Genomic DNA, 12,460 nt, shown 5'->3' with positions numbered 1-12,460 from the left:
ACCAGGTAATAATATCAAACTGAAATTAGTTTTTATAGAGGTTATTGATTATGATAAATATCAAGAAAAATATATTTAAATTAGATAAGCATTTAATTACAAATTTTATATGAAGGGTGAAGTGGAAAAGTTATGAATGATAAAGATGTACTTTTAAAAATTTTTAATTATGAAAAGATAAATCCCCATAAAATTGCTTTAGTAGATGAATTTTTACAATTGACTTACCAAGAGCTTGTAGAAGCAATTGAAGAGGTTTCTAAAATCATACGTGAGCAAAATTTGAGGGGGAAAATCGTTGCGTTGCAAATTCCTCGAAGTATTTATTTTCCTATTTTAGTTTTTGCATTAACAAAAGAGAATATTACGTTTATTCCTCAAGATATTGCTCAACCCATAGCAAGGTTAGAGGAAATGGTTCAGTTAGCAGGGGCACAAGTTGTAATTTCACTTGAAGAAGGAAAATATATGTTTGATGAAGTTAATCCTGCCAGTAAGAGTTCATCAGATGCATGGTCAATATATTTTACTTCGGGGTCAACAGGAACTCCTAAAGCTGTTGAAATTTCCGAACAAAATGTAGAAAATACAGTTATATGGCAAAAAGAAGAATATGAACTAACAGATCAAGACAAGGCTGCTGCATTCACACCTTATTCGTTTGCAGTAAGTTATATGGATCTTTTTTCAGTAATTTGTGCAGGTGGTACATTATATATATTAAGTGAATTTTTGAGACACGATTTAGCTGCTTTAGAAGAATATTTGAATAAGCATAAAATTACATTTATGAATGCAACAACTATGATTGGGGATATTATTATCCGTTCAATGGATATTCCAAGCTTACGTTTATTAACACTAGCAGGTCAGAGATTTCCTGATATAGACCTTAGTCATTTATCATTTAAAGTAATTAATGTTTATGGAAATACGGAATGTGGAGCTGCGTCTATCTGTAAAATAAATTCAAAAACTCAAAAAGTAACCATTGGAAAACCTGTAAAAAATACGAAGGCATTAATTTTAGGAAATAATCTTCAGGTATTGCCTGAAGGAGAAATTGGTGAGTTATTTATTTATGGTGTACAAGTTTCCAGAGAATATTTTATGAATAGTAAAGCTACAAAAGAAGCCTTTATAAATATCAATTATTTAGGAAAAAATCTAAGAGGGTATCGAACAGGGGACTTTGCTCGTGTTTTACCTGATGGAAATATTGAATATCTAGGTAGACGTGATCGACAGTATAAGATTAATGGTGTCCGTATAGATTTATCAGAAATTGAACGTGCTTTTTATAAATTAGTACCAACAACGAAACAATTACATGTGGTTGTTTACAATGAACAACTTTATTGCTGGTTTGCTAACGATAAGAAGTTAGAGGAAGAGAATCTTCTTCAAGGTATAGCAGATTTATTACCATCAATTATGATTCCATCTCGCATTAAACAAGTAAATGAATTACCTGTAAATGGTAATAGCAAAATTGACGAAAAAAAATTATTCAAGGCATTAGAAGAGGAAAACGAAAGTAACAGAGAAGTAAAAGTGCCATCAGCCATCAATAGTGCCAGCATTCAATATTTAAAAAAGGCTTGGAGCGAAATTTTAAATATTGATTTAAAACACATTAATGTAAATAGTGATTTTAAAAAATTGGGGGCGACGTCCCTTCAAATTATGGAATTAGGCATAAAATTACTGCAAGATTTAGGGAAAAAATTAAACTTTGTTGATTTGCACTATCACACAAAACTATATGACATGGTAGGATTTATTGATCGAAATGATAATTTTCAACCAATTTATACATTTGTTAAACGTACTCCTCAGATGGAAAATATACCAGCTCTTTTTGTAATCCATTCAGGAAATACTGGCAGCGATGTTTATAAGCCACTATTCAACAATATAAAAAATTCAAGATTTCCAATTTATGTTATAGAACCTCATAATTTATTAACACCTGAGGACAGAATTGAGGGTATCGAGAACATCGCAGATTACTATATAAAACTTATCGAGAATTTTATGCCTGAAATAGATATGTCGAGGTTTAATCTAATGGGTTGGAGTTACGGTGGTGTGATTGCTAATGAAATTTGTCATCAACTTGAAAGTAATACAAGAAAAAAAAAGGTTGATAAGTTAACACTATTAGACTCCCCTTTTTATCTAGAGCAATCTGATTTAGATCGAGTTCGTGGACGCGAAGCAAATGGATACTATAGAAAATATTTTGAGGAAACACATATCTTTGAAGGAATGGATGAAAAAAATATAACCACTGAACACTTGATTGAGAATAATCATCAGGTTTTTCTAGACATATTTAATTATAAAGTTAATAAAACCTACACTCCTACCACCTATATACGAAGTATGATTGAAGAGAAACCACTAAGTGATGAGAAAATTCACTCTGTTTTTGATAATGTTGTCATTAAAGATGTTTATGCTGGACACGATTATCTCTTTGTAGATGATGATGCACGACAATTCATCCAGAAAGAGCTTGATTTAGTTCCAATGGAGTAATTATAAAATGAAAAAAATAATTTATCATTTTGAAGATGAGATGCTCTACGAACCGGTATTATCATTTGTTCGTAGATATGCACCTTTTCGTTACGCTTATGCAATGAAATACCACCAAAAAAAAGATCGATATAATGCTTTAATGGCTTACGTATTACTTTGTGTGGCTTCTGAGCAACTCATTGGTGAATTATCGCTTGGAGCAAATGGTAAACCATATTTTAAAAATGATTTTTTGGAAAATCATTTTTCTATATCGCACACTGATAATATGGTAGTTGTAGCTATTTCAAATCAAAATATAGGTATTGATATTGAGCAGTATAATAAAGTTAATTATGAAATTTTATCAATGGTTTGCTCCAAGAAAGAACAATATCAGATAAAAGAAAATTCTCAACTCCCCACTTTTTTTTGGACGGCAAAAGAGTCATTAAGTAAATTATTCAATGAAGATTGGTATTCGTCTCCGATGACTGATTTACTATATGATGGTCATGATATTATTGATCGTAATAATCTATCTGTTAATTTTGAGCATTTCGATTTTTCCAAGAATGCTTTGTGTATTGCTAGTGAAAGTTCAGAGGTTAGTTTAATAGAAAAAGCTGGCTCGAAAAAAATTTTAAAGTTTATAACTAAAGGTAATGATGATTAGAAGAACTTTGGATAATATATTAATTTATCTATTAAATAGTTGTTCGTGAATTAGCTTTGGGATAACAATTGCGAATTTTTAATTTGAGGATTATTGCATCTTAAGAAGGTATATTATATACTATAGTCAACAATCATTGTACAATGGTTTATTAATTTAGAGCAAGCATGGCAGTTATTGTCCGGAGAGCATGGTAAATATTTTGAAAGTATTTAAAAATTCCCACTAAGTTTTAAAATATAGATATTAATTATTAGAAACAAATATAAAACATATAATAGAAAAAATTTATATATAAAGAGAAAAGGGGTAGAGCGTATGGTTCAATCATTAAATACTAAGGTGGATATAGTAGTTGATGCAACATCTTTTGGAGGTTTTACGGATTATGGTAAAATCATGATTGGGGACAAAAGTTTTGAGTTTTATAATTCTCGTGATTCTCAAAAATGCATTCAAATTCCTTGGGAAAAGGTTGACTATGTCATTGCATCCGTGTTGTTAAAAGGAAAGTGGATTCCACGATATGCCATCAAAACAAAGGAAAATGTTACCTACACTTTTTCTTCTAAAGAACCAAAAAAAGTACTTCGTGTTGTTAGAAAATATGTTGATCCAAGTCATATGGTTAGTTCGTTAAGCTTTTTTGATGTTGTAAAGCGAGCGGTGCAATCAAAATTTAAGAAGAGCTGATTAGTAGTGATTTTATCCAATCGCTGAACTTATTATAGGTTATAATAAAGCCTGAGTTATTTAAAACCGCAAGTAAAAAATACAGTAAAGCACTTGAAACTATTAAAATTAAATATCTCAAGAGAATTTGACTTGTAGAAAAAGCACTGTATATGATATTCTTTATATAGTGCTTTTTTGTAATTAGAAATTCATCGGACGGGGGAATAGCTTAGTGATGCTTTATATAAATAAAATAAAAAATTATTACTATTATATAGTTTTGCTTTTGGGAATAATATTAAGTATATTATGGGTTGTTTTTATTAAGACTAAACCTATTTCAGATTTTAATTACTATAACCAACTTGCAACAGATATTGCAAATGGAGGCTTTTGGGGAGATACTAGGCAGGCCATAGGTTATCCGATTACTTTGGGATTTGTATATTGGATATTTGGCGCGGGTATTATTAAGGCAAAGATATTTAACTTGATTTTAACTGGTATAAGTTATTTATTATTTTATTATATATTGAGAAAATTAGAGATTAAGGAAATAGTAAGGAAAATAATTTTTACTATATTTGTGCTATTTCCTAATAATATATTTTATAACAGTATTTTGGCTAAGGAAATACTAATGACTACTATATTATTAATGGTAACGGCAATTTATTTAAGTAAAGTTAAATATAAGTATATTTACATGGGAATTCTAACAGGATTTATTACAATTATACATGCATCATTTTTAGTATATGTGTTAGGAATTTTTTTAGTGGAATTGATTTGTACAAGAAAATTAAAAAAAGCAGTGACAGTAAGTTTAATTATTCTTTTATTTACATTTTTGACCATTTCACCACTAGTCCTTCGAAATTCTAAGCTTATGGGACAATTTACCTATGTATCAACAAATAGTGGGGTAGTTCTTTACATAAATAATAATTCTCAAAATAACACTGGTGGCTGGATGTCATCAGCTAGTGTAAAAAATTCAGTTGTTAATTTGCAGGTTTACAAAGACGGAAATAGGGCAACACGATGTAAAATATTTAAGGCAGCAGCATCAAAATGGATAACATCGCATCCTATAAGGTTTATTCAATTGGGAATTATGAGATTAAGAAACACATATTTTGCAGGTGAAGATATATCATGGGTATTTCCAGGGACCAATTTTAAATATGAACAAGAACATGCACTGCAAAAGTTTACCCAAAATATAAGAAAAATAGTATTTATACCTGGGGTTATATATATATTATTTTTAAGTGTAACAAAAATTGTTGACTTAATTAAAAATAAAGGGAATAGGGATAGTATAAATTATAAATTTCAGGTATACATTCTTATGCTGTTTTATATGTTTAGTGTTACTCAATTTGTAACAGAAGGACAGAGTAGATATTTTTTTCCATTGATATTTATAATGGTATTTTGTTTTGTGCAACTACTTTATAATATTTTCAGCAAAGTTCAAGTAATATTGGGTTTTGGAAAAAATACAATATGAGTTATACTTGAATAAAATCATTGCATGCACTGGATTAAGTATTTTGGAGGTAAAACATTGAAAAAAGAAATATTGAAATTATTAAAAGATAGCAGAGAAGTTTTTGTTTCTGGGGAAAATATAAGTGAGAATTTTGGAGTAAGCAGAACTACAATTTGGAAGTGTATTAATCAGCTAAAGGAGGAAGGATATGACATTGAATCTATATCAAAACGAGGATATAGATTATTATCTTGCCCGGACGTATTAACCTACGAGGAAATAGAAGACAAATTAGTAACAGATAGATTAGGAAGAACGATAATACATTTTGATTCTTTAGAATCAACAAATATTACGGCTAAAGAATTAGCACTAGATGCTGCACATGGAACAGTGGTGATAAGTGAAGAGCAAACTAATGGAAAAGGTAGGCTTGGAAGAAACTTTGTTTCACCTAAGGGTAAAGGTGTGTGGATGTCAATAATAATGAAGCCGTGCATAGATCCGATGAAAGTTTCACTGCTTACTCAAATTGCAGCAGCAGCAGTTAATATGGCTCTTTCTGACATAAATATAGAAAGTCTTATAAAATGGCCTAATGATATAATAATAAACAATAAAAAAGTTTGTGGCATATTGACAGAGATGAGTTGTGAGCTTACTATGGTGAACTTTGTAGTACTAGGGATTGGTATAAATGTTAATGTTGATGCTTCTGATTTTGGTGAAGACATAAGTAAAATTGCAACTTCTCTTAAATTAGAAGTGGGTATGGAAATTGATAGGAAAAAATTAGTAGCACGTATTCTTAATAATCTTGAAAATTTATATGATGATTATATTGAAAGAGAGGATATAAAAAAATCAATTTCAATCTGTAGAGAAAAATCTATTTTAATTGGAAAAGAAATTAGGGTAATAAGAAAGGGTATTGAAATAAATGCTAGAGCTTTAGAATTAAAGGAAGATGGTAGCTTAGTTGTAGAATATGAAGATGGAAAACATGAAGCACTTATTTCGGGAGAGGTATCAATAAGAGGTAAAAAAAGTTATGTTTAGAAAATAAATATAACTTTTTAGTGTTGTGGAAGGCATTGTGGGTTAAAAACCTTCCACAACGAATTCACTCTTTTAATATATAACCTTTCTTATTCATATATTCTAAAAGACGTACGTCAGAGCTTGGAAAATCTATGTTGAAGCAATTTTTTATAAGCGATGTATTAAGAGAAGAATTTTGTGGGCGTTTTGCTGTGTTAGAAATAAAATTTTCAGGCAGTTCTAAAATGGTTCTTTCAATTTGTGCAAGACTAAATATCTCCTTAATCCAAAGGGATTTACTTATGCTAGGAGGATTACAACAGTTGTAAATTCCATATAAGTCAGAATGAAGCATTTCTTTTATTGCATCACAAAAATCCTTGCAGTAGGTTGGGTTACCAATTTCTGTACTACATACAAATATGGAAAAATTTCGATTATTGATTATTTTGTTAACAAAACAATCATCATAGCCAAATAACCAGCCTGCTCTAAGTATAAAGTACTTTTTGCAAAGAGTTCTGATTAGTTTTTCACCAGCGAGTTTTGTTTTACCATATATATTAACAGGATTACATTCATCAGTTTCAAAATTACTGCATTTACAATTGTTACTATATACATAGGATGTTGAAAGGTAAATTATTGGTATGTTAAGTATGCTACAAGGATAGGCAACATTTAGTGTACCTATAGTATTTTGTGTATATGCGCTGGACTCATCCATTTCACAGGTGTCAATATTATCTTGTGAATCTAAATGTATAACTATATCAGGGCTCACTGAGGTTATGGTCTTATAGGTAAGATCTTTTTTTGATATATCAAGTATCTGCCTTGTGAAAGCAAATACTTGATTGTTTTGAGCAAAGTAGCTTTCTATATATTTTCCTAAATTACTTTCAACTCCTGTAATTAGAATTTTCATAAAGTAGAATTACCTCCAAAACACAAATAATAACAATATATTATATGAAACAAAGTCTTAAAATAGAACTATTGAATAAATCAATTAGTAGATATATAATAATATCTTGCATGTATATAATTTTCGTAGGAAATGAGGTGCCAAAGTGTCCATAGAAAAAGGCGAATTTGAATTTGAAAAGGGTAAACTTAAAACCACACAAAAGTGGATAGAAAATGAAAGAATTTTAGCTGATAAAAATGATAATGAACTTAAGATGAAAATTGCAGAGTTAAAAAAAGAATCCAGAGGAAGATATAGCGAAGAATTAGAGACTGCTCAAAAACTATATGCCATAACTCATAAAAATCTAGAAAAATATATTGAAACAAAAGATGAACCTTATTTTGCAAGAATTGACTTCAGAGAAAGACTTAGAGATAACGAAAGCTTTTACATAGGAAAATTTGGGCTTGGAGATAGTAAAACTGGTGACGAAATAGTAATTGATTGGAGAGCTCCCATAGCTGATCTATACTACAGTAAAACTCAAGGAGAAGCATCCTATGAAGTACCGGATGGCTTTATTGATGGAGAACTTAACATGAAACGCAAATTTCTCATAAGGGAACGAGAACTTGCAGACGCTTTTGATGAAGGTATTAATGAAATAATTTTAAAGTCCGCAGATGGAGAAAATACACTTACAGATGAATTTTTGAAGATAAATCTTGAAGAAAGCGTCAGTAGTAAACTTAAGGATGTAGTTGCAACAATACAAAAAGAGCAAAATGATATTATAAGAGCAGGTAAAAATGCACCTTTAATAGTACAAGGGTCTGCAGGTTCGGGAAAAACTACAATTGCACTTCACAGGCTTGCGTATCTATTATATAAATACAATAAAACATTAGCTGGAAAAGATATTTTAGTAATTGCACCTAATAAACTATTTTTAGATTATATATCCATGGTGCTTCCAAGTCTTGGTATAGATATGGTTAAACAGATGACATTTGAAGAGCTGGCAGTAAAGAGCCTTAAAATAAAGGGTAAAGTGATTACCAAGGACAAAAAACTATCGTCAGTACTTGAGTCAAAAGAAAAAAATAAATATATAACGGAGAGTAGCAAGTTTAAAGGGTCCTTATTTTACAAAACAATCTTAGATAGGTATATAAGATATATTGAGATTGAGGATGCCAATGTGGACAATATAAACGTAAATGGGTTTCCACTTTTTAAAGCTTCTGAAATAAAAAGATTATTTGTAAGAGATATGGCACACCTACCTCTTGATAAGCGAAAAGATGAAATAAAAAAGTATTTTAATAATAAACTCAAAGAAAAATTACCTGAATTTGTTGCAAAAATATCAGCTGATTTTGAATATAAAATAGCTACAGTAAAAAACAATATGGAAGATGGAGAAGAGAGAAGAAAAATAATAATACAAATTTATGATGAAAGAGATATTAGAAAAAAACAAATTTTAAAGTTGTCAAGAGAGAGCATGGAAATCTACTTTGATAATTGGAAACATTCAGATACAAAAAAACTTTTACAAACAATGTTTGAAAATGAAGAAATAATAGGGAGAATAGCTGAGCAAACTATTCCTATAAAACTTTGGAGATATATTCGAGATGAATTTCAAAGTAATGAAGAAAATGGGTCCATCGATAGTGATGATTTAACTACTATAATGTACTTGAAATTCAAGCTTGAAGGTGTTCCAGAAGGATATATATTTAAACATATAGTAATTGATGAAGCACAAGATTACAGTGCATTTCAATATGCAGTAATTAGGCATATGGCAACAAATGATTCGTTTACAATTGTTGGGGATACAGGACAAGGAATCTATTTTTATAAGGGTATAAATAGTTGGGAAAATCTCATTAAGGACGTATTTAATAATTCTGCTACTTATGTTCAATTGACCCAAAGTTATCGTTCTACTGTAGAAATAATTAAGTTTGCTAATAAGGTACTAAAAAAACAAGAAAATAGCTTGAAGCCAGCCATGCCTGTTTTAAGACATGGAATGGAACCTGAAGTAATCAATTTCAAAGGAAATAAAGATTTTTCTGATAAATTAGATGATATTGTAAAACTATGCGACAAAAGAGGTAAAAATAGTGTGGCCATTATTGGCAGAACTTATGAAGAATGCAAAACAATAAAGGAATTCTTAAAAAAATACAGCAAGCATAATTGGGAACTAATTAAAGACACAGAAAAAAATGTTAAAATGGAGAAGATAATTATTCCATCGTATATGACTAAGGGGTTAGAGTTTGATTGTAGTGTAATATATAATTGTAATAAAGATAATTATGATGATAATGAACTTGACAAGAAGATACTTTATGTTTCATTAACTAGGGCATTACACCTTGAATATGTATGTTACGAGGGGGATATTTCACCACTTTTAGACTAAACATTAATTGAAAAAATAATTTAATGTGGTAGAATGGTGGATAAGGAAGTTTTATATTTGTTTAAATCCCAATATAATATAGAGCAATAAAGGAGACTAAATAATATTTAGGATTCAAGGTAATAATAGGAGGATGATTTTATGAGTACTGAAAAATTAAAAGATAATATTCACTGGGTTGGAGTGAAAGATGAAAAACTAAGAGTTTTTGATATAATAATGGAAACAAAGAGAGGAAGTACATACAATTCCTATTTAATTGATGATGAAAAGGTAGCCGTAATAGATTGTGTTAAAAGTGGATTTTTTGATGAATTTATGGCGAATATAAAGGAAGTAATAGGAGAGAGAAAAGTTGACTATATAATTGTTCAACATACAGAATTAGATCACAGTGGTTCATTAATAAAACTTATAGAGGCTTATCCAGATGCAATAGTAGTTGCATCAAAGGCAGCAATTAACTATGCAAAGGAAATTGTAAATAGAGATTTTAATAATCAGGATGCAATAGCACTGGGAACTCTTAATTTGGGAAAGTCTACTCTTAAATTTATTTCGGCTCCTAATTTGCATTGGCCAGACACTATGTTTACATATTATGAAGAAGCAAGTACTTTATTTACTTGTGATGTAATGGGATGTCATTACTGCCCTGAATATTGTCTTAAGGATAAATGCCAAGGGGATTATTTAGATGAAATGAAATATTACTTTGAAGTTATAATGTCGCCTTTTAAGAGATTTGTCAATGCAGGACTTGATAAAATAGAAGGACTAAAGATAGATATAGTTGCACCAAGCCATGGTCCAGTTCATATGACTGATGCTGATAAATACATAAAACTTTACAGAGAATGGGCAAAAGAAGAAGAAAAGGAAAAAAACGTTCAGGTTTTTTATATAAGTGCTTATGGCAATACAAAAGCAATGGCAGAGTATCTTGCAGAGTCTATAAATAAAAAAGGAATAAAAGCAGAAGTACATGAAATAACAGAGACTGATCCAGAAAAAGCTTCCCAGCTCCTTGAGAATGCAAGTGGCATATTAGTAGGATCACCTACTATAAATCAGGATGCTGTAAAACCATCATGGGATTTACTTTCACATGCAAGTGCTATCACTGGTAGAGGTAAAGCAGCTGGTGCATTTGGTTCATTTGGTTGGAGCGGTGAAGGTGTTCCAATGATTACAGAAAGACTTAAATCACTTAAATTTAAAATCGTACCAGGTGGTTTGAAATTTAAATTTGTACCAGCAGAAAAAGAATATAAAGCAGCAGATGAATTTATAGAAAAGTTTATAGAACTACTTTAATCTATTAATAGTGAATATATCAAAGTAGCTAGAAATTATGAATAAGTTTTAGAGTTACAAGCGATAAGTGGCGAGTTACAGGTTTTTATAATTGTTGTAAATAAAAAAGGATGGAAGCAGATTTGTTCACACAAATCTGCTTCCATCCTTTTAATGATTTCTCTGCGCGAGCAGAAAATCTTCATTAACTTGTCATTTATCACTTGTAACTGTTGAATTATATAATTATTGATTTGTAGCAATTTATAATAACTATAAGAAACCTTCAAAACTATTACTGTAAATATTTAAAGGTCCAGTCAACAAGTCCCATTACAAGTTCAGTTGTAGTATTTCCCTTATCAAGTAAGGTATTCAGCTCAACTAAATCCATGGATTTTACAAGCTCAGTTTCCATTAAATATTTAATTAGATATTTAGCATCCTCAAGATTCATTCCATTTGAAACTGGTGTTCCAGTTCCAGGAACTAGGGTTGGGTCAAGACAATCTATATCAAAGCTAAGATGTATAGCATCTACTTTATTTTCAGATATTTTTTTGTGAATTTCATCAAGTATTGTATCAATACCTTTATTTTTAACATCTTGAGTTGAATAAACATTTAGATGTTTTTGTATTGTAAGGTCTTTTTCACCATTATCTAATGATCTAGCACCTATGATGAAAACATTTTTAGGATTAACCTTAATACCTTTATAATAGATATCTGTAAGTGAAGATGAACCAAATCCCATCGATGCGGCCAGTGGCATTCCATGAACATTCCCTGTATCAGAAGTTTTATCAGTATTTATGTCACCATGAGCATCAACCCATATTACCGCAATATTTTTATAATATTTGCTTACACCTGCGATGCTTCCAATTCCTAGTGAATGGTCCCCACCTACCACAAAAGGAAAACAATTCGATTTAAGCGAATTGTATACTTGTTTTGCTAAATCTGTGTTTACATCTACAATGGGTGAAAGATATTTCATATTAGTATCTGAAGAGTATTTTTCATCAGTATTAACGCTTGGTACATATATATTACCTAAATCATGTATTGTATGATGATTATTTTTTATGACATCTACTATTTTATTTTCTCTTAATTTATCAGGGCCAAGGTCCACGCCCTTTTTATCAGATCCATAAAACAATGGAACGCCGATTAAATTTACGTTCATTTCACATACCTCCGAGTAAAACATCTGGAAGAAAATAGACTAGCATACTGACTAGTTATTTCTTTAGATATTAATGATATTGTTGCGTACTGTTTGATTATATAGCAATTTTAAAATATATAAAGAGTTTAAGCAATATGCGGAATATTTGCAAAATTATAATAATACATAATCATGCACAATAATAATATATTATA

Annotated in this window: 9 protein-coding genes; 7 read left to right on the top strand and 2 right to left on the bottom strand. The window is 30.1% G+C overall.

The genetic code is table 11. The features are described 5' to 3' along the window. Window positions 1-132 precede the first annotated feature (132 nt). The 5 genes from BR66_RS0110025 to BR66_RS0110005 all read left to right on the top strand — a co-directional run bounded on the left by BR66_RS0110025 (window position 133) and on the right by BR66_RS0110005 (window position 6,434). Complete coding sequence (locus tag BR66_RS0110025; protein ID WP_026882822.1) at window positions 133-2,544, top strand: AMP-binding protein; 2,412 nt, start codon at window positions 133-135, stop codon at window positions 2,542-2,544. Window positions 2,545-2,551: 7 nt separating this feature from the next. Then, a complete protein-coding gene (locus tag BR66_RS24790; protein ID WP_026882821.1) occupies window positions 2,552-3,202 on the top strand; it encodes a 4'-phosphopantetheinyl transferase family protein in 651 nt (216 codons plus the stop codon). A gap of 318 nt (window positions 3,203-3,520) precedes the next feature. After that, window positions 3,521-3,895, top strand: a complete 375-nt coding sequence (locus BR66_RS0110015; RefSeq protein ID WP_026882820.1) for a DUF956 family protein — start codon at window positions 3,521-3,523, stop codon at window positions 3,893-3,895. Between the two features lie 217 nt (window positions 3,896-4,112). Further along, window positions 4,113-5,393 carry a hypothetical protein gene (locus BR66_RS0110010; protein WP_035795955.1) on the top strand — a complete coding sequence of 427 codons (1,281 nt, stop codon included), beginning with the start codon at window positions 4,113-4,115 and terminating at the stop codon, window positions 5,391-5,393. A gap of 57 nt (window positions 5,394-5,450) precedes the next feature. Then, window positions 5,451-6,434, top strand: a complete 984-nt coding sequence (locus BR66_RS0110005; protein ID WP_026882818.1) for a biotin--[acetyl-CoA-carboxylase] ligase — start codon at window positions 5,451-5,453, stop codon at window positions 6,432-6,434. 64 nt (window positions 6,435-6,498) lie between these two features. On the opposite strand, the gene BR66_RS0110000 is transcribed toward BR66_RS0110005, so the two are convergent. Further along, window positions 6,499-7,344 (bottom strand): SDR family oxidoreductase, encoded by an 846-nt coding sequence (locus BR66_RS0110000; RefSeq protein ID WP_026882817.1) that lies wholly within the window; start codon window positions 7,342-7,344, stop codon window positions 6,499-6,501. 145 nt (window positions 7,345-7,489) lie between these two features. Here BR66_RS0110000 and helD point away from each other — a divergent pair, with 145 nt between their 5' ends. Further along, the gene (gene helD / locus BR66_RS0109995) at window positions 7,490-9,772 is read left to right on the top strand and encodes an RNA polymerase recycling motor HelD (RefSeq protein ID WP_026882816.1); all 2,283 of its coding nucleotides are present in this window, start codon (window positions 7,490-7,492) and stop codon (window positions 9,770-9,772) included. A 141-nt stretch (window positions 9,773-9,913) separates the two neighbouring features. Next, window positions 9,914-11,089: an FprA family A-type flavoprotein gene (locus BR66_RS0109990; RefSeq protein ID WP_026882815.1), complete on the top strand. Its 1,176-nt coding sequence runs from the start codon at window positions 9,914-9,916 to the stop codon at window positions 11,087-11,089. A 274-nt stretch (window positions 11,090-11,363) separates the two neighbouring features. Here the strand turns inward: BR66_RS0109990 and rocF are convergent, their stop codons facing one another. Then, window positions 11,364-12,263 (bottom strand): arginase, encoded by a 900-nt coding sequence (gene rocF / locus BR66_RS0109985; protein WP_026882814.1) that lies wholly within the window; start codon window positions 12,261-12,263, stop codon window positions 11,364-11,366. Window positions 12,264-12,460: the final 197 nt, after the last annotated feature.

This window comes from Clostridium akagii DSM 12554, from assembly GCF_000686725.1.
Classification (GTDB): Bacteria; Bacillota; Clostridia; order Clostridiales; family Clostridiaceae; genus Clostridium_I; species Clostridium_I akagii.
This window is presented reverse-complemented; position numbering and strand designations above follow the sequence as displayed.

Coding starts and splice junctions, on each gene's coding strand:
- BR66_RS0110025 (WP_026882822.1), top strand. CDS start 133: ATGAATGATAAAGATGTACTTTTAAAAATTTTTAATTATGAAAAGATA.
- BR66_RS0110000 (WP_026882817.1), bottom strand. CDS start 7,344: ATGAAAATTCTAATTACAGGAGTTGAAAGTAATTTAGGAAAATATATA.
- BR66_RS0110015 (WP_026882820.1), top strand. CDS start 3,521: ATGGTTCAATCATTAAATACTAAGGTGGATATAGTAGTTGATGCAACA.
- BR66_RS0110010 (WP_035795955.1), top strand. CDS start 4,113: ATGCTTTATATAAATAAAATAAAAAATTATTACTATTATATAGTTTTG.
- BR66_RS0109990 (WP_026882815.1), top strand. CDS start 9,914: ATGAGTACTGAAAAATTAAAAGATAATATTCACTGGGTTGGAGTGAAA.
- BR66_RS24790 (WP_026882821.1), top strand. CDS start 2,552: ATGAAAAAAATAATTTATCATTTTGAAGATGAGATGCTCTACGAACCG.
- rocF (WP_026882814.1), bottom strand. CDS start 12,263: ATGAACGTAAATTTAATCGGCGTTCCATTGTTTTATGGATCTGATAAA.